Below are 18336 nucleotides of genomic sequence, written 5' to 3' on the forward strand. Positions count from 1 at the left end.
CGTGATGGCGGTCGTGAGAGCTACGAGTGCGGATGTCGATTTGATGGCAAGGCTGCTCAGAGCGGAAGCGGAAGGTGAAGGAAAGCAGGGGATGCTGCTTGTCGGCAACGTGGGAGTGAATCGGCTGCGGGCGAATTGCTCAGATTTTAAAGGCCTCCGCACCATCAGGCAGATGATTTTTCAGCCGCACGCGTTTGAGGCTGTGACTCATGGATATTTTTATCAAAGAGCTCGCGATAGCGAGCGTGCCCTTGCACGCCGGTCGATTAATGGTGAAAGGCGCTGGCCTGCAAAATTTAGTTTATGGTATTTCAGGCCGGAGGGAAACTGTCCGGCCCAGTGGTATAATCAGCCTTTGGTGGCCAGATTCAAGTCGCATTGCTTCTATCAGCCGACGGCGGAAACGTGTGAAAATGTTTATAACACATTTTAGAAGCAGGACGCCGTTCAAATTGAACGGTGTTTTTCTTTGAAAACAGATACAATGGAAAATATTCCTGTGAGATAATTGAAAAAAAGAGCTGACGGAGATGAAAAAATGGCAACAATCGACCTGCAAAAGAAAAGCGTAAAGATCGTACTGGAGAAAAAGCAATTAACGAAGGTGACGGCTCGTGTCGGACTGGTGCTTGATATTACGGGTTCAATGAGAACGCTCTACAAAAACGGAACGGTTCAAAACGTGGTGGAGCGGATTTTGGCAGTGGCTGATCAATTTGATGATAACGGCTTGCTGGATGTATGGGTGTATGATAACGAATTCTCCCGATTAAAGCCAGTTTCTGAAAAGGATTTTTCAGGCTATGTCGATCGTGAAATTTTGAATAATGACCGCTTGCATAAATTCGGCAGAAATGATGAGCCGCCGGTCATGAAAGACGTGCTGCGCAAATATGTTGCGGAGGAACCAAGTTTATATCCCGCATTCATCGTATTTATCAATGACGGGGGCTGTAAGAAGTCGATCAAACCGATCATTAAAGCTTCCTCTGATAAACCGGTGTTCTGGCAGTTTGTCGGCATCGGAAACGGAAACTTCGATTTTCTTAATCAACTGGATACGTTAGAAGGGCGTGTCGTTGATAATACGAACTTCCTTCATATCGAAGAGATTGACCGCATTTCTAATGATGAGCTTTATGACGCCCTGCTTACTGAATTTCCATTTTGGCTGAAAAAAGCGCGGGAAAAAGGAATTGTAAGAGAACAAGAACCTCCTGCTGAAAAGCCGAAAAAGAAGGGCTTTTTCAGCCGCTTGTTTTCGAAATGATTGATACGGCACTGAGTCATTCTGCGAAATGGCTCGGTGTTTTTGTTTTTTTAAGATCATGTGAAGAAAAATAGTCCGAATGGGCGGCTTGCAAACGACAGGATATGCAGAAAACGCGCCATTCAGCCAGCTTTCGGCATGTTTCAGCGCCAGGTTTGTGAGTGAAGACCTGTTTACAATGTTCAGCGCTTACATTTGGTTCACACTTCTTCACAACCATTTAACAAAGATTCCCTATAATGAAGTCGATCAATGAGAAGAGAGGGGATCTTGAATGGCACACGACAATCGTTTTGATGAATGGGTACAGAAACTGAAAGAGGAAAGCTTTCAAAACAATACGTTTGACCGCCGCAAATTTATTCAAGGAGCGGGGAAGATTGCAGGACTTTCTCTTGGATTGACCATTGCTCAGTCAGTTGGGGCATTTGAAGTAAATGCCGCGCCAAAGTTCTCGAGCTATCCATTTACATTGGGGGTCGCATCGGGTGATCCGCTTTCTGACAGTGTTGTGCTGTGGACGCGCCTGGCGCCAGATCCACTGAACGGCGGGGGAATGCCTAAACAAGCGGTGCCTGTCAAATGGGAGGTCGCAAAGGATGAGCATTTCCGCAAGATCGTGAGAAAGGGCACTGAAATGGCCAAGCCAAGTCTCGCCCACTCTGTTCACGTCGAAGCGGATGGGCTTGAGCCGAACAAAGTGTACTATTACCGCTTCAAAACCGGACATGAACTAAGCCCTGTCGGAAAAACAAAAACATTGCCAGCCCCTGGCGCCAACGTGCCGCAAATGACCTTTGCCTTCGCTTCCTGCCAGCAATATGAGCATGGATATTATACGGCCTACAAGCATATGGCGAAGGAAAAGCTTGATCTTGTTTTCCATCTCGGTGATTACATATATGAATACGGCCCAAATGAGTATGTATCAAAAACAGGAAATGTGCGCACGCACAGCAGCGCGGAAATCATTACGCTCCAAGACTATCGGAACCGCCATGCCCAATACCGTTCTGACGCCAACCTAAAAGCAGCACATGCGGCGTTCCCTTGGGTTGTGACGTGGGATGACCATGAAGTCGAAAATAACTATGCCAATAAAATACCGGAAAAAGGACAGTCCGTTGAAGCCTTCGTGCTCCGCCGCGCAGCTGCGTATCAGGCGTACTATGAACATATGCCGCTCCGCATCTCCTCTCTGCCGAATGGCCCGGATATGCAGCTGTACCGGCACTTTACGTATGGCAACCTGGCGTCCTTCAATGTCCTTGATACCCGCCAGTACAGGGATGATCAAGCCAATAACGACGGCAATAAGCCGCCTTCTGATGAATCGCGCAATCCGAATCGGACCCTGTTAGGAAAAGAACAGGAGCAGTGGCTTTTCAACAATTTGAGCAGCTCGACCGCCCACTGGAATGTGCTGGCGCAGCAAATTTTCTTTGCGAAGTGGAATTTTGGGACAAGCGCAAGCCCGATCTACAGTATGGATTCGTGGGATGGCTATCCGGCTCAGCGCGAGCGGGTCGTCAATTTCATTAAAAGCAAAAATCTGAATAACGTTGTCGTGCTGACAGGAGATGTACATGCAAGCTGGGCATCGAATCTGCACGTCGACTTTGAGAAGACAAGCTCAAAAATCTTCGGGGCTGAATTTGTCGGCACCTCAATCTCATCCGGAGGAAACGGCGCGGATAAGCGGGCGGATACAGATCAAATTTTAAAAGAAAATCCGCACATCAAGTTCTTTAACGACTATCGCGGATATGTCCGCTGTACAGTGACGCCTCACCAGTGGAAAGCCGATTATCGGGTGATACCGTTTGTGACAGAGCCGGGCGCAGCCATTTCAACACGGGCTTCATTCGTCTACCAGAAAGACCAAACCGGGTTGAGAAAGGTGTCATCCACAACGATCCAAGGCGGGGTGAAGCAATCTAACGAGGTCGAAGAGGATCGTTTCTTTGCGCACAACAAAGCACACGAAAAACAAATGATTAAGAAACGGGCAAAAATCACGAATTAAGGAGTGAAAAAACATGTTTTCAAACATTGGAATACCGGGCTTGATTCTGATCTTCGTCATCGCCCTCATTATTTTTGGCCCTTCAAAGCTGCCGGAAATCGGACGAGCCGCCGGACGGACACTGCTGGAATTTAAAAGCGCCACAAAATCACTTGTGTCTGGTGATGAAAAAGAAGAAAAATCAGCTGAGCTGACAGCGGTGAAGCAGGACAAAAACGCGGGCTGAGTGTTGATGAGGCAGACACCGGGTCTGCCTCTTTTTTTATGAAAGGGAGGGCTTTTTTGAATGGATAAAAAAGAAACCCATCTGATTGGGCATCTAGAAGAGCTTCGCCGCCGGATGATCATAACCCTCGCGGCATTTCTTCTATTTCTCATCACGGCTTTTTTGTTTGTGCAGGACATTTATGACTGGCTGATCAGGGATTTGGACGGAAAGCTGGCTGTGCTTGGCCCGAGTGAAATCCTCTGGGTGTATATGATGCTTGCCGGCATTTGTGCCATTGCGGCCTCCATTCCTGTTGCCGCGTACCAGCTGTGGCGTTTCGTTGCCCCGGCGTTGACGAAAACGGAGCGCAAGGTGACGCTCATGTACATACCCGGGTTATTTGCTTTGTTTTTGGCGGGCATTTCTTTCGGATACTTTGTCTTGTTTCCGATTGTGCTCAGCTTTTTGACTCATTTGTCTTCAGGCCATTTCGAAACGATGTTTACAGCTGACCGCTATTTCAGGTTTATGGTGAATTTGAGCCTGCCGTTTGGTTTTCTGTTTGAAATGCCTTTGGTGGTGATGTTTTTAACAAGGCTGGGCATCTTAAATCCCTACAGGCTGGCCAAAGCGAGAAAGCTGTCGTATTTTCTGCTGATCGTCGTGTCCATATTGATTACACCGCCTGATTTCATTTCTGACTTTCTCGTGATGATTCCACTTCTTGTCCTGTTTGAAGTGAGTGTCACCCTATCGGCGTTTGTCTACAAAAAGAGGCTGACAGACGAAACGGCGGCCGCTTAGTGCAGCGTACCGCCCGGTGATTTCACATCCTCCTCATATTGTGCGGCGGTAACAGCGACGAGCCTCAATGCCCGGACAATCGTGTCTAAGCTGAGGCTCGGCGCTGTTTTGTCGATGGTCTGCTCAGGTATGAAAGGAATATGGATAAATCCGCCGCGGATGTGCGGAGATGTCCGGCTAATGTGATCCATTAATCCGTAGAACAAATAGTTGCATACAAATGTGCCAGCTGTATAGGAAACCGCGGCTGGAATGCCGTTTTCCTTCATTTTTTCAGTTATTCGTTTCACGGGAAGTCTCGTCCAGTAAGCAGCGGGCCCTCCTGGAGAAATCTCTTCATCAATCGGCTGATGTCCTTCATTATCGGGGATGCGTGCGTCTGCAAGGTTGATCGCCACACGTTCCGGCGTGATCTGCATCCGCCCTCCGGCTTGGCCGACACAGATCACGATATCCGGCTGATGCTTTTGAATGGCTTGCCGCAGAGTGTCCAGAGCGGTTTTAAAGACAGTCGGAATTTGTTCTGCTGTAATGATGGCTTCATCCGTCTCGAAGCCATTAAGCTGTTTCGCAGCTTCCCATGATGGATTGACGGTTTCTTTGTCAAAAGGATCAAAGCCTGTGATCAGCACTTTTTTCCTCATCTTCTCAACTCCTTTTTCTTTTATTCTATTGTTTATTTTTGGTTTTTTCATCAAAATAATGAAAAGGAGTGGATCACAATGGAGCATTTGCCGCAGCAGTATCGTCAGCTGTTCCCAACCGTGCAGACACATACGATGCTTGCCAGCTGTTCACAGAGCGCGTTGGCAGAGCCTGTATCGAGGGCGATCAAAGACTATCATGACAGCCTGCTGCTTATGGGGACAAACTGGAATGAAGCGATCGAAAAAACAGAGAGTGCGAGAAACGAGTTTGCTCAGCTGATAGGTGCTGAACCGGATGAAATTGCGATTGTGCCGTCAGTTTCTGATGCGCTGGTTTCTGTGGCATCGTCCTTATCTGTTTTTAGAAAGAAGCATGTTGTGTATACGGAGATGGACTTTCCGACTGTATCTCATGTTTGGCAGGCACTATCTGACTATAATGTATCTGTCATTCCATCAATAGACGGAGGACTGCCGCTCGAACAATATGAGACGCATATAACGGATGAAACAGTGCTGACGTGTGTTCCGCACGTTCATTATCGTGACGGTTTTGTTCAGGATGTAAAAGCGATCGCTGAGATTTCTAAGAGAAAGGGTTCTTTGTTGTTTGTGGATGCCTATCAATCAGCGGGGCACATTCCCATTGATGTAAGGGAGTGGGGAGTTGATATGCTGGCGGCGGGCACCCGGAAGTATTTGCTTGGCATATCAGGTATGGCGTTTCTTTATGTGAGAAAGGAACTGTCGGATGCGCTTAAACCGAAAGCATCAGCTTGGTTCGGTAGGGAGAGCGGGTTTGATGCGCCGTATGCGAAAGGCGCGCGGCGGTTTCAAACCGGCACCCCTGCATTTATCAGTGTATACGCGGCGTCAGCGGCTTTATCACTGCTGAATCATATCGGGGTCTCTCGTATACGGGATCATGTGAAAACGATCTGTTCAGATGCATGTCAATATGCTGCTGAAAAAGGCTTGCAGCTGGCGGCACAAACGGGGCGTCAGCCGGGCATGGTTGCGATTCGGGATGAGCGGGCATCGGAAACGGCGGTGCTGCTGAGAAAGAAAAAAGTGATTTGCGCGCCGCGGGACACTGCCATCCGTCTCGCTCCCCACTTTTATAACACGAAGGATGAACTGCGTCATGCCATTGATGAAATCGCAGCGGTTTTCGCCGCACGCTGATGGCGGATCAAACATGTAAACACACAAAAGCCCCTGACCTTGTGATCAGGGGCTTTTCATATTAATGATCGACCTTAACCCGCTTCAAAAAGAAAGCGCCAATTAAACCGATAATCGCAACAATCATCGCAAACACAAACGCGTGCTGAACGCCCGCTGTCAAAGCCTGCGGGATGACTGACGGGTCGGCGGGGTTTTTGACTGTGCTCATATAATCATGCTGGCCTGCAGCCATAATGCTGACCGCAACCGCTGTTCCGATAGCGCCCGCCATTTGCTGCAGCGTGTTCATGATAGCGGTGCCGTCTGGATAAAACTCGGGCGGCAGCTGATTTAAACCGTTTGTCTGCGCAGGCATCATAATCATAGAGATCCCGATCATCAAGCAGGTGTGCAGGATAATAATCAGCACAGCCGTTGAAGCGGTCGTGACGTTTGAGAAGAGCCAAAGGACAACAGTGACAATCACAAATCCCGGAATGACAAGCCATTTCGGTCCGTACTTGTCAAACAGACGGCCTGTAACAGGGGACATAAATCCGTTTAAAATGCCGCCCGGCAAGAGAATAAGGCCAGAAGCAAATGCCGTCAGAACTAAACCGCCTTGCAGATACATCGGCAGAAGCAGCATAGATGACAGGATGACCATCATGCAAATGAACACCATAATCACACCCAAAATAAACATCGGGTATCTGAATGCGCGGAGGTTCATCATCGGCTGCTTCATCGTCAGCTGGCGGATTGAAAATAGAATAAGACCGACAACGCCGACGACCATTGAGACGATCACAGTCGGGCTGGACCATCCGCCGGAGCCTTCACCCGCGTTGCTGAATCCGAACACAATGCCGCCGAAGCCAATCGTCGACAGGATAATAGATAAAACATCAATTTTCGGTTTTGTAATGTCAGATACATTTTGCATGTATGCCATGCCGAAAACAAGCGCCAGCACAAGGAACGGAAGAGAAATCCAGAAAATCCAGTGCCAGTTGAGATGCTCCAGAACCAATCCGGAGAACGTCGGTCCGATAGCGGGCGCGAACATAATGACAAGCCCGATCGTTCCCATCGCCGCGCCCCGTTTATGAGGCGGGAAAATCACCAAGATCGTGTTAAACATCAGCGGGAGTAAAAGACCGGTTCCGAGTGCTTGAACGATCCTCGCCGCTAATAAAAACGGGAAGCTTGGCGCAAGCGCCGCGATCAACGTCCCTAAAATTGAAAAGATCAGTGACACGGTAAAAAGCTGTCTTGTTGTAAACCACTGCAATAGCAGTCCTGATACAGGAACGAGGATACCGAGCACAAGCAGGTAGCCCGTCGTTAACCATTGAACCGTTGCCGCTGTTATGTTCAATTCCTTCATAAGATCGGTTAACGCGATGTTCAGCGCTGTTTCACTGAACATGCCGATAAAACCGGCCAACAGCAAGGAAATCATAATCGGCATCACTTTGTATTGCTGAGATGCTTTAGCTGCTGTTTCCAAAAATCATTTCCCCTCTCTATCAACTGAATGTAGTTTAAGTGTCTTATTTTATCTCTTCAGCAGGTCAGGAATGCAGCTGGAGATATGAAGGAGCGGTGTGCTGTTTTTTGCCGTCAAAGATAAAAGAATGCCGCCTTCAATCATCGCGTTAATCACAGTGCTGGCTTCCTTGGCATGGACTTCACTGCAGCCTGCCTGCCGCAATTTTCCCTCATACACTGAGGCCCAATCTTTGTAGGCTTCATGGCAGGCCTCCCGCAGCGGCTCGCTTTTCAAGGACGTCTCGGCCGCAAGCAAGCCGACAGGCAAGCCTTCAATGTCTTCCGTACAAGAAAATTGGCAGGAGAGCTCCTTCAAAAAGGCTTGAATGCCTTCCGCTGGATCTGCGTAGGCTTCCATGCAGTCGGCGATTTTCCGGCGGATATATTCCTTCATCTCATTCACCGCTTCGATCGCCAGCTGTTCTTTACCGCCCGGAAAGTGATAGTAAAGAGAGCCTTTAGGCGCGCCGCTTTCCTTTATAATCTGGTTCAGCCCCGTGCCGTAATATCCCTGCAGCTGAAATAGCCGGGTTGCTGCCGCAAGGATTTTCTCACGGGAATCTCCATAACTCATAACATTCCCACCTTACTGAATTGCAATCAAAAATATAGTGACTGGTCTATTATCTTGATTGGCCCATCAATTGTCAAGAGAAAGTGATTGTATGAAAAGACAAAAAAAGAAGGATATTACAAGTGAAAAAGGCTGAGAGAAAAGCTGACGCATATTTTGACTGAATAAACAAAATGTTCAATGATTAACTATCATAAGAAAGTAAGGAGAGAAACAGATGAAAAAACAACGATTGCTCATACTCACTCTTTTTACCGCACTATTGCTTGCTATTACTGGATGCTCACAATCTCCTGAAACAAAAGAATCCCCGAAAGAAAAACCGCAGACACAACAAGTCTCTTCGGCTTCAGCCTCTGAAAAAAAGGACCTGCCAAACATTCAAATTTTAGCGACAGGAGGAACGATTGCAGGAGCCGATAAATCGAAAACCTCAACGACTGAATATAAAGCAGGTGTCGTCGGCGTTGAATCACTGATCGAGGCAGTTCCGGAAATGAAGGACATTGCGAACGTCAGCGGTGAACAGATTGTCAACGTCGGCAGCACAAACATTGATAATAAAATTTTGCTGAAGCTGGCGAAACGCATAAACAAATTGCTCGCTTCAGATGATGTAGACGGGATCGTCGTAACTCATGGAACTGACACATTGGAAGAAACAGCTTATTTTTTGAATCTCACTGTGAAAAGCGATAAACCGGTTGTTGTCGTCGGTTCTATGAGACCATCCACAGCCATTAGCGCCGACGGGCCGTCTAATCTGTACAATGCAGTGAAAGTGGCGGGCGCACCTGAGGCAAAAGGAAAAGGGGCGCTCGTCGTTCTGAACGACCGCATTGCGTCAGCCCGCTATGTGACCAAAACCAACACAACCGCAACGGATACATTTAAATCAGAAGAAATGGGATATGTCGGAACGATTGCGGATGATATTTATTTTAATAATGAAATAACCCGCAAGCATACGAAGGATACCGATTTCTCAGTTTCCAATCTTGATCAGCTGCCCCAAGTAGACATTATCTATGGATACCAAAATGACGGAAGCTACCTGTTTGACGCGGCTGTGAAAGCCGGAGTAAAAGGGATTGTCTATGCTGGTTCAGGGAACGGGTCTTTATCTGACGCAGCCGAAAAAGGAGCGGTAAGCGCAGTCAAAAAAGGCGTCACTGTTATGCGCTCAACCCGTACGGGAAATGGTGTCGTGACGCCAAACCAAGACTATGGGAAAAAAGATCTGCTGTCATCGAACTCTTTAAACCCGCAAAAAGCACGAATATTACTGATGCTGGCGCTTACAAAAACAGACAATCCGCAAAAAATCCAAGCTTACTTCAATGAGTATTAAGGAAAAGAAGGCGAAAAAGCCTTCTTTTTTTCCGCTTTTTAGGGTCGAAAAACCCTCTAAACCTTAAAAATTCTTTAAAATAAGTAAAAAATACCCTTTACTTAGTTAATTTGGCAATGTAATATATTTGAAGAATTTGTTACAAAAAAAGGAGGATATTATGAAATTTGTAAAAAGTAAGTTTATTGCACTTGTAACAATTTTGATGCTGTCTGTTACATCGCTGTTTGCGCTGCAGCCGTCAGCAAAAGCCGCTGAACACAATCCAGTCGTTATGGTTCACGGCATTGGTGGAGCTTCATTCAATTTTGCGGGAATTAAGAGCTATCTCGTATCTCAGGGCTGGTCGCGGGACAAGCTGTATGCAGTTGATTTTTGGGACAAGACAGGCGCGAATTTTAACAATGGCCCGGTATTATCACGATTTGTGAAAAAGGTTTTAGATGAAACGGGTGCGAAAAAAGTGGATATTGTCGCTCACAGCATGGGGGGCGCGAACACACTTTACTACATAAAAAATCTGGACGGCGGAAATAAAGTTGAAAACGTCGTGACGCTTGGCGGCGCGAACCGTTTGACGACAGGCAAGGCGCTTCCGGGAACAGATCCAAATCAAAAGATTTTATACACATCCATTTACAGCAGTGCCGATATGATTGTCATGAATTATTTATCAAGATTAGATGGTGCTAAAAACGTTCAAATTCATGGTGTTGGCCACATCGGTTTATTGATGAACAGCCAAGTCAACAGCCTGATTAAAGAAGGGCTGAACGGCGGAGGCCAAAATACGAACTAACGAGATGAATAACCTTGAAGAATCATATTCTTCAAGGTTATTCTGCTTTCAGTACAATGGTTTTCGCAGCCATATCATGAACGGCTTGTTTTTTCTTTGTAAATGCGGCTGTCAAATAGATCAGGCGGGAGAACACATGCACCCACGCTATCATGTAGCGGACAATGGCCTGTGGGAGAGAAATTTTCTCGTGTGTTTCATCTCTCACGATTTGAAGCCCGATGATTTTTTTGCCCAGCGTACCTTTCCACTTTGTCAGCGGCATCAGCAAAGGATAAACAAGCAGCATTAATATGGCGACAACGATGACGCCGGCGGACCCGTCGCCAAACGTAAATCCGGCAGCCAAAATCACTGCTGCGGCAATGATCACATCAAGTATAAGAGCGCAGGCGCGCAGCATAAAACCAGCTAGTTCCAACTTAAACACTCCTCGAAATGATAAATACCTAATGATTGTAAAAAAGAAGGGTCTAAAGTGGGAATAGGTGATAAGGCTTAAATCACAAAATTTAATGAAAATGTCATAGGTAAATTGGCATAATCAGCCAGCTGATCATATTACCAATTCTTTTTTAGCCCGAAACCAAGCCCTCAGAAGTTATTTTTGTTAAAATAGAAAAGTTACAACAGAATTCGGAGGGTTTATTGTGGGAAAAGTAAAAAGAAATGCCCCTTGCCCATGCGGCAGCGGCAAGAAATATAAAAAATGCTGCGGAAGTAAAGTTGTCGACTTCCCGACAGAACTAGCGGCAAAAGAAGCAAAACAAATTCAGGAAGACTTAGTGGAGTATGCCTTCACGGTACATAGAGAAAGCATTTCAGGCTTTATCAACCAGCATGATTTTCTTTCTGCTATGGACAGACAGACGAAAGACATCAGCGTATTTAACTTAGGAATCTGGGGAATCTTCTTCCACCCGCTTGCTGGTGAAAAGACAATCTTCGATGAGTACCTTCAGAAAAAAGGTGATTCGATCACTCGTCCGAAAACACGTGAGATCGTAGAATCATGGAAGAGCATGACGCCTGCTTTATTGCTGTTGCAGGATCTGAAAGAAGGTGTCATTCACTTTGAGGATGTCATTACGAAAAAACAATTCGAAGTGGAAATGGACGCCAACAATCAAGACCTCCCGCCAGTGGGAAGCCTGATTCTCGGATATCCAATCCACGAAGCGGAAAAAGCGGAATTCTTCATGCAGTTCACGATCTTCCCTGTGAAGAGAACAGAAGCGCTGATCAGCAAGGTGAAGAAATATGCGGATGCCGCTGTGAAGAACGGCAAAACGCCGGAAGACTTCATGAAAGAAGAATTCAACAATGTACTGTTCGCGCTGTTAGCGGAGAAAGATGAAGAGCCGCAAGCAGAGACAGCGGAGGAAAGCAGTGTTGAGTGGGCAAACGACATGGAGAAAGAAACAGCCGCGGCTATCGAAGAAGGCATGAGCGGAGATGAGTATCCGACTGAGTTGATTCCGGCTGTCATTGACATTTGGAAAACATTCTGCGAGAAAAAATCACCTGTCATCAGAAAACCGGAAGCTTTTGCGGCGGCGGTTGAATATTATGTAAATGCGATTTCTCTTAACGGCGCGTCTGTTTCTCAAGCCAAACTGGCGAAAAAATACGGCGTCAGCGCATCGACGATTTCCAGCCGTTACAAAGAAATTGAAAGCACGCTGCAGGATGAAGCGGATCGTTTTGCACAAGCATTATCATCTTAATGAAAAAAACCTTGAAAAGCCGGACTTTTCAAGGTTTTTTTATTTTTGGAACGGAATTTTAATTTCTAATCGGAAGACGGGGTGGCGATAAGTAAAATCCAGCCTGCCACTAGCGCTCTTCACCAGTTTTTGAATGATATACGTGCCCATTCCTTCATGGGCACCGCTTTTCGTGGAACGGCCAAACGATTGATACAGTGTATCGAGCACTTTTGGGTCCATGCCGGGCGTACTGTTTTCACAAATCAGCACATAAAGCCCGCTTCGCAGTGAGGTTTCCAGCTTAATCTCCGCTTTTTCTCGGGCCTCTGCCGCGCTGTCGAGCGCATTTTCCAATATGTTGCCGGCCAAGCTGACCTGATCGGCGGGTGAAAACGGAAGTGAAGAAAGCGGTGTATGCATATGCAGCGAAACCTTCACGCCTGAAACACGGGCTTTTTCAAGAAAATCATAAAGCACCCCAGCAACGTATGCATTCTCTCCCTTTAAAAAACGGTCATATTGACTGTACTGATCCGCCCAGTTTTGGATATATGCTTGTGTATCTGCTTTGGACTGCGCTGAACGGATCGCTGTCACATGCTTCATTGTGTCGTGATTCCGGCTTCTGACGTCCATCAGCATGCGATTGGCATGCTGTTCAGCTTGAGCCAGCTTATCAATTTGATCAGAAAACCGAGCCAGCGAGGCAGCCTGTCCGATACGGAGCCCTTCACACGCTGCGAATATCACGATGACAAACAATGCCGGCGTTGTGTCTGTGCCGATCAGCACCACCGCCGCTGACATCACTTGAATCACCGCGACCCACGCACAAAGCTGGAAGGAACTGCGGCCCCACACCCGCTTCGTTTTCCATAGGTAAAATCCAGCTGCCGCCGCACCTAGAGCAGCCGCGGGCAAAGAGACGGCTGTGCTGTGTGAAAGAGCATCAGCCCCCTGATAAAATATGAAACTAAATAAAAACAGGCAAAGCCATTGAAAAAAGGGTACCACGTTCTGAACTCCTCAAAAATAGTAGTTTTGAAAATAATCAAGCTGCTGCTTGGTGATCATCGCTTTTTTAGGCGTTCCCTCAAAGGAAACCGTAAACGAATGCTTTGTATAAGCGGAAAAGTGCTTGATGTAATGAATGTTGATAATAAAGGAACGGTGCGAACGGAGAAAATCCTTCTCCGGCAAGTCGCCTTTAATATCATTTAATGTTTGATACGTCTGCACCTCTTCAGCGGTTGTCACAATCGTCGTCGAACGTCCCGTCCGTTCTGCGAAAATGATATCCTTCTTTTGCAGGACGTGCATTTCAGATTTTTGCTTGATCAATATCCGCCCATTCAAACTCGTTTCCGTTTTCTTTTTCAAATAACGGTCGAAAGAAGCGTTCAGCCGGTCGGCATGGTACGGTTTCATAATATAATCATGGACGTTGAGGTCAAAGGCATGAACGGCATAACCGCCGTTGCCGGTGACGAAAATCACATCCACATCAAGCGAATGGGACCTGATCAAATCAGCAAGCTCGTAGCCAGACATATGAGGCATCTCGATATCTGCAAGCAGAAGATCAATGTCTCCGTTCTTCACCCGGCTGTAGGCTTCCTCCGCTGAATCGGTGGAAAAGACAATTTCGACATTCTGCATTCTGGACACGATCGCTTCCAGTTTCTCTAAATCTACTCGATAATCATCGACAAGTCCGACTTTTACCATTATCATTCCCCTAGTTACATAGAATCATCTTTATTCTATCCCATTTCGCGACATAAAAAGAACTCTTCGCGACAACTTTATCCAACAAATCCAGCATTTCGTATATAGTCATTACTAGAAATAACGAAAAGGGAGATTGTGACATGATTACACTGACCGATTGCAGCCGCAGGTTTCATGATAAGAAAAAAGTAGTTAAAGCGGTGCGAGATGTAAGCTTAACAATTCATAAAGGAGAAGTCGTCGGCATTCTCGGAGAAAACGGCGCCGGCAAAACGACGATGCTGAGAATGATTGCTGCCTTGCTTGAACCGTCACAGGGTGCAATCACGGTAGCGGGCTTTGACACGGTCAAGCAGCCGGCCGAGGTCAAAAAAAGAATCGGCGTCTTATTCGGAGGAGAAACCGGGCTTTACGACAGGATGACAGCTAAAGAAAATCTGCAATATTTCGGCAGGCTGTACGGGCTGAACCGCCACGAGATCAAAGCGAGAATAGAAGATTTATCGAAACGGTTCGGCATGCGTGATTATATGAACCGCAGAGTGGGCGGGTTTTCGAAAGGCATGAGGCAAAAAGTCGCCATTGCCAGAGCGCTGATTCACGATCCGGACATTATTTTATTTGATGAACCGACTACAGGGCTTGATATTACATCCAGCAATATCTTCCGCGAATTCATCCAGCAGCTGAAAAGAGAACAAAAAACGATTCTATTCTCCAGCCACATTATGGAGGAAGTGCAGGCGCTCTGTGACAGTGTCATCATGATTCATAGCGGAGAGGTGATTTACCGGGGAGCGCTTGAATCATTATACGAGAGCGAGCGAAGTGAGGACTTGAATTACATCTTTATGTCTAAGCTTGTCAGGGGGATTTCTTAAATGCTGAGCCATATTTATAAAAAAGAAATGATCGACGCTTTGCGTGACAGAAAAACGATATTACTTACAATCTTAGTGCCGATGATTATGATGCTAGGACTTGTATTTTTTTATGAAAGCATGCTGTCCGACAAAGGGGAGAAGTACACGCTGGCTGTCGGCCATTCGCTGCCGCCCGCACTGGAAAGCAAGCTTCATGCGATTGACGAGATCAGCGTAAAAACATTTGCTAAGCCTAAAGAAGCGGTTGATGACGGAAAAGCAGATGCCTATCTGAACGTCCCGAAAGAGTTCGATTCATATGTCAACAGCATGACGCCTTTTAAGATTGATGTTTACGGCAACTCAGTCGATCAAGGGTCGTCAAATGCCATGCAGCTTGTGCAGTCCGCCTTAGATCAGTACAAAAATGAAATTGTGCAGGAACGTTTAACAAATAAGCGCATTGATCAATCAGTTATCCAGCCATTTACGATTCAGCAAAAGGAAGCGGAGGAGGAGAAAGGGGTTTCCGCTATTATGCTTTCCGCCATTCTGCCCATGCTGATTCTGACTTCCATTGTTTCCGGCGCAATGCCGATCGCTCTTGATATCATGGCCGGGGAAAAGGACCGGAAATCAATTGAGGCGCTGCTATTGACGCCAGTCAGCAGAAACAAAATGCTGGTCGGCAAGTGGCTTGCGGTTTCTACTTTTGGAGTTGCCTCAGGTGTATTGGCTTTGGTGTTTTTGATTTTGTCCACCGTGTTATTTACCGAAAATTTAAAGACGGCCTTCCAGCTTGGAGATCATATGTGGGCTGTAATCGGCGCTTCAGCTTTAATCATCGTGCTTTCTGCATTGCTGATCTCTGCGATGGAGCTTTTCATCAGCATCATTTCCAGCTCGGTAAAAGAAGCGCAAAGCTATATGTCTCTCGTCGTCTTTCTGCCTATGTTCCCGATGTTTTTCATCTTCAGCAAGGCACCGAACCAATTTGATTTATCGTACTTTGTCATCCCGTTTCTAAACCTGCATGCGTTATTCAAACAGCTTTTATTCGGGATGGTTGACCCGGCTGCCATTTTGTTCACGTCAGGAACCATTGCCGTGCTTATCGCCATTTTCTATTTACTGGCCAGAGCCTGTTTCTTGAAAGATAAATGGGTTCTGCCAAAATAAACTTTTCAAAAGGAGAAATACACTTTCTCCTTTTTGTATATCCTGAAAAAAGAAGGAAAATAGAAAAAGGATATCTAATACAGAAAGTGACCCTGCACTATTTTTCATCAAAATTGGTTTCAAAGGAGAAGGAACAATGGATCAAACACGTACACTTGGCAAGACGAAGCTGCAGGTGAAGCGGATCGGATTCGGCGCGAATGCGGTCGGCGGGCATAATCTATTTCCGAATCTGAATGATGAAACAGGGAAAGATTTGGTGCGCACGGCATTGGATGGCGGCGTGAACTTTCTCGATACCGCCTTTATATACGGGTTGGGCCGTTCTGAAGAATTAATCGGTGAAGTTGTGCAGGAACGCGGCGTGCGGAATGAGCTCATTATTGCCACTAAAGGGGCCCATAAAGAAGTGAACGGCAGCATTGAAATAGACAACAGCCGGGATTTTCTTCGCGGCGAGGTGGAAAAAAGCCTGAAGCGGCTGAAAACAGATTACATTGATTTGTATTATGTTCATTTCCCGGATGGCAAAACGCCTCTCGCTGAAGTGGCAGGCACGCTGAAGGAGCTGAAGGATGAGGGGAAAATCAAAGCAATCGGCGTTTCAAACCTCGATTATCAGCAGTTGAAGGAATGTAATGCGGACGGTTATTTGGAGGTCTTCCAGGCAGAATACTCTCTCATTCAGCGTGATGCCGAGAAGGAGCTGCTTCCTTACTGTGAAAAACACGGCATTTCCTTTATTCCTTATTTTCCGCTCGCGTCCGGGCTGCTGACAGGAAAATTCACGAAAGACACGGTCTTTGAAGACTTCAGAAAGGACAAGCCGCAATTTCAGGGAGAAACGTTTATTCACAATCTCCAAAAAGTAGATAAGCTGAAAGCGGTAGCGGAGGAAAAACAAGTGGAAACGGCACATGTCGCCTTGGCGTGGCTGTTAACGAGACCGGCGATAGACGCCATCATTCCCGGCGCTAAACGACCGGAGCAGCTGAAGGATAACCTGAAAACCTTGAACATAGAACTGACAGAAGATGAAGTGAATTTCATCAGCGGGATTTTCACATAAAAAAGGAAATAGCCCTGCAGGCTATTTCCTTTTGGTGTTTTATTCTTTAATGAATGCTTCGACTAATTCCGCTGCTCTGTAATCGTCCATGTCAAGCTGCCATTGGTCGATGTCGTTTTTCTTCATTTTCACTTCAACCGTTTTTTCAGATGAAGTCGGTCCGAGCTTTTTGAATTCCTCAGGATATACTTGAAGCGCGTATTTCACAGCTTCTTCATAGCTGGCATTAGAATTTTTGCTATAGTAGTCTTTCACTTTGTCTTCGATGCGGTCTGAAAGAGAAGACGCATCTACAGGTTTAATAGTGGCTTCAACAATGGCTTCGTCTTTAGAGATTGAAGTTGTTTTCGCCTGAATGGAAGAGTTTTTGCTTAATCCCTCTTTAATGCCGTTTACGATATTATCAAGCGCTTTGCTGTCCGCATATGTGCTGGAAAGGCCTGAAGCTGAGAGATAACCGTCTTTGGCGGATTCGTTGAAATCATTTACAATTTCATTTTTATTGGCGCCGGTGATTTTTTCGAAATCAGCGTTGTCCTTACCGAAGAGTAGGATATCAACATAAGCTGATAACGCTTTTGCAGAATCTTGGAGTTTATCTGCTGTCGCCAGGATTTTTTTGTCTTTTCCATCAATTTTGAAAGTAACTGATTTTGGCTTTTTATCACCATAAGATTCCGGCGTATAGTTCAGCTCATATTGCTTGCCTTTATCTACAACGAAGAAAAGATTTCCTTCAACGGATTTGTCAGCGTTAATCGTGCTGCCTTGAAGCTTTTCGCTATAGTCTTCAGGATCTGTGTCAGACATTTTGGTATCACCTTGATACAAAGTGAAATCCATACTGTCTACATTCAGAGGGTCTTTTCCTTTGTTTTTCACAGCGACATTGACTTTTAACACAAGCTGGTCATCTGAAGTGGACTTATCATACTTGGACGGAAGTGTATAAGATACATCTTTGATTTTGACTTGAGCTATATCTGAGCTTTTTTCTGTCTCTGATTCTTTCTTCTCCGCGCTTGTTTTGCTTCCGGAACAAGCAGCTGTAAACATCATCAGCAGAAGAATTAGGAAAACAGCGTACGTTTTTTTCTGAAACATTCATTTTCCTCCTCAAATGGTTTTGGGAAGGGGAGTCTTTTGTCTTTGAGAAAATGGATCTTTTTGAATGGATTAGCATCATATAACCAAAAAAATCAGTTCTTTTCTCACGGTTTTCACCGGTTTTTCTGGAAACTCCGCCCTTCTTTGTCATGAATGGACCTATAAAAAGTTGCAACGGAATTAATTTTAAGATTATTAGCTTTTATATTGAATAGGTTCATCATCCTATTTTTGGCGAAAAATGTTCTGGTAAAACTGGTAAACTCAGAAATTTGTGT

Annotated in this window: 20 protein-coding genes and 1 pseudogene; 13 read left to right on the forward strand and 8 right to left on the reverse strand. The window is 46.0% G+C overall.

The genetic code is table 11. The annotated features are described in order from the left end of the window. Positions 1–4 precede the first annotated feature (4 nt). From cwlJ to tatC, 6 genes are all read left to right on the forward strand, one after another. Positions 5–433, forward strand: coding sequence for a cell wall hydrolase CwlJ (gene cwlJ / locus EFK13_RS01685; RefSeq protein ID WP_075750337.1), 429 nt, complete (start codon positions 5–7; stop codon positions 431–433). 105 nt (positions 434–538) lie between these two features. Beyond that, the gene (locus tag EFK13_RS01690; protein ID WP_129506919.1) at positions 539–1270 is read left to right on the forward strand and encodes a vWA domain-containing protein; all 732 of its coding nucleotides are present in this window, start codon (positions 539–541) and stop codon (positions 1268–1270) included. Between the two features lie 79 nt (positions 1271–1349). After that, positions 1350–1526, forward strand: coding sequence for a hypothetical protein (locus tag EFK13_RS01695; RefSeq protein ID WP_129506821.1), 177 nt, complete (start codon positions 1350–1352; stop codon positions 1524–1526). An 18-nt stretch (positions 1527–1544) separates the two neighbouring features. Next, positions 1545–3296 carry an alkaline phosphatase PhoD gene (gene phoD / locus EFK13_RS01700; protein WP_129506820.1) on the forward strand — a complete coding sequence of 584 codons (1752 nt, stop codon included), beginning with the start codon at positions 1545–1547 and terminating at the stop codon, positions 3294–3296. A 13-nt stretch (positions 3297–3309) separates the two neighbouring features. Then, positions 3310–3522 carry a sec-independent protein translocase protein TatAD gene (gene tatAD / locus EFK13_RS01705; RefSeq protein WP_003223835.1) on the forward strand — a complete coding sequence of 71 codons (213 nt, stop codon included), beginning with the start codon at positions 3310–3312 and terminating at the stop codon, positions 3520–3522. A gap of 60 nt (positions 3523–3582) precedes the next feature. After that, positions 3583–4308, forward strand: coding sequence for a twin-arginine translocase subunit TatC (tatC, locus tag EFK13_RS01710; RefSeq protein WP_129506819.1), 726 nt, complete (start codon positions 3583–3585; stop codon positions 4306–4308). Here the strand turns inward: tatC and pcp are convergent. Next, positions 4305–4952 carry a pyroglutamyl-peptidase I gene (gene pcp / locus EFK13_RS01715; RefSeq protein WP_129506818.1) on the reverse strand — a complete coding sequence of 216 codons (648 nt, stop codon included), beginning with the start codon at positions 4950–4952 and terminating at the stop codon, positions 4305–4307. The two genes, tatC and pcp, sit on opposite strands and share 4 nt — an antisense overlap. A gap of 78 nt (positions 4953–5030) precedes the next feature. On the opposite strand from pcp, the gene EFK13_RS01720 reads away from it, so the two are divergent. Then, complete coding sequence (locus EFK13_RS01720) at positions 5031–6140, forward strand: aminotransferase class V-fold PLP-dependent enzyme (RefSeq protein ID WP_129506817.1); 1110 nt, start codon at positions 5031–5033, stop codon at positions 6138–6140. A gap of 61 nt (positions 6141–6201) precedes the next feature. On the opposite strand, the gene lmr(B) is transcribed toward EFK13_RS01720, so the two are convergent. Together lmr(B) and lmrA are read right to left on the reverse strand one after the other, a co-directional pair. Next, positions 6202–7635 carry a lincomycin efflux MFS transporter Lmr(B) gene (lmr(B), locus tag EFK13_RS01725; protein ID WP_129506816.1) on the reverse strand — a complete coding sequence of 478 codons (1434 nt, stop codon included), beginning with the start codon at positions 7633–7635 and terminating at the stop codon, positions 6202–6204. A gap of 48 nt (positions 7636–7683) precedes the next feature. Beyond that, a complete protein-coding gene (gene lmrA, locus EFK13_RS01730) occupies positions 7684–8250 on the reverse strand; it encodes a transcriptional regulator LmrA (RefSeq protein ID WP_129506815.1) in 567 nt (188 codons plus the stop codon). Between the two features lie 217 nt (positions 8251–8467). On the opposite strand from lmrA, the gene EFK13_RS01735 reads away from it, so the two are divergent. Together EFK13_RS01735 and estA are read left to right on the forward strand one after the other, a co-directional pair. Continuing rightward, the gene (locus tag EFK13_RS01735) at positions 8468–9601 is read left to right on the forward strand and encodes a type II asparaginase (RefSeq protein WP_129506814.1); all 1134 of its coding nucleotides are present in this window, start codon (positions 8468–8470) and stop codon (positions 9599–9601) included. A 160-nt stretch (positions 9602–9761) separates the two neighbouring features. Then, on the forward strand, positions 9762–10400 hold the full coding sequence (estA, locus tag EFK13_RS01740; RefSeq protein WP_129506813.1) for a lipase EstA: 639 nt from the start codon (positions 9762–9764) through the stop codon (positions 10398–10400). Between the two features lie 37 nt (positions 10401–10437). Here estA and EFK13_RS01745 read toward each other — a convergent pair whose 3' ends face one another. Beyond that, the gene (locus EFK13_RS01745; protein ID WP_129506812.1) at positions 10438–10821 is read right to left on the reverse strand and encodes an RDD family protein; all 384 of its coding nucleotides are present in this window, start codon (positions 10819–10821) and stop codon (positions 10438–10440) included. Between the two features lie 229 nt (positions 10822–11050). Between EFK13_RS01745 and EFK13_RS01750 the strand changes: the two genes are divergently transcribed. After that, positions 11051–12127, forward strand: a complete 1077-nt coding sequence (locus EFK13_RS01750) for a helix-turn-helix domain-containing protein (protein ID WP_129506811.1) — start codon at positions 11051–11053, stop codon at positions 12125–12127. A gap of 39 nt (positions 12128–12166) precedes the next feature. On the opposite strand, the gene natK is transcribed toward EFK13_RS01750, so the two are convergent. Further along, the gene (gene natK / locus EFK13_RS01755; RefSeq protein WP_129506810.1) at positions 12167–13123 is read right to left on the reverse strand and encodes a two-component system sensor histidine kinase NatK; all 957 of its coding nucleotides are present in this window, start codon (positions 13121–13123) and stop codon (positions 12167–12169) included. 12 nt (positions 13124–13135) lie between these two features. Then, the gene (natR, locus tag EFK13_RS01760) at positions 13136–13837 is read right to left on the reverse strand and encodes a two-component system response regulator NatR (RefSeq protein ID WP_103747663.1); all 702 of its coding nucleotides are present in this window, start codon (positions 13835–13837) and stop codon (positions 13136–13138) included. A 143-nt stretch (positions 13838–13980) separates the two neighbouring features. Between natR and natA the strand changes: the two genes are divergently transcribed. The 3 genes from natA to EFK13_RS01775 all read left to right on the forward strand — a co-directional run bounded on the left by natA (position 13981) and on the right by EFK13_RS01775 (position 16951). Then, positions 13981–14721 (forward strand): sodium ABC transporter ATP-binding protein NatA, encoded by a 741-nt coding sequence (gene natA, locus EFK13_RS01765; protein WP_129506809.1) that lies wholly within the window; start codon positions 13981–13983, stop codon positions 14719–14721. Then, positions 14722–15882 (forward strand): sodium ABC transporter permease NatB, encoded by a 1161-nt coding sequence (gene natB / locus EFK13_RS01770; protein ID WP_129506808.1) that lies wholly within the window; start codon positions 14722–14724, stop codon positions 15880–15882. A 136-nt stretch (positions 15883–16018) separates the two neighbouring features. Then, positions 16019–16951, forward strand: coding sequence for an aldo/keto reductase (locus tag EFK13_RS01775; RefSeq protein WP_129506807.1), 933 nt, complete (start codon positions 16019–16021; stop codon positions 16949–16951). A gap of 39 nt (positions 16952–16990) precedes the next feature. Here the strand turns inward: EFK13_RS01775 and EFK13_RS01780 are convergent, their stop codons facing one another. Continuing rightward, positions 16991–18055, reverse strand: coding sequence for a DUF4352 domain-containing protein (locus tag EFK13_RS01780; RefSeq protein WP_129506806.1), 1065 nt, complete (start codon positions 18053–18055; stop codon positions 16991–16993). A 12-nt stretch (positions 18056–18067) separates the two neighbouring features. Further along, positions 18068–18209, reverse strand: a pseudogene (locus EFK13_RS01785) (hypothetical protein). Positions 18210–18336 lie beyond the last annotated feature (127 nt).

The sequence above is a fragment of the Bacillus cabrialesii genome (genome assembly GCF_004124315.2).
GTDB classification, from domain to species: Bacteria; Bacillota; Bacilli; order Bacillales; family Bacillaceae; genus Bacillus; species Bacillus cabrialesii.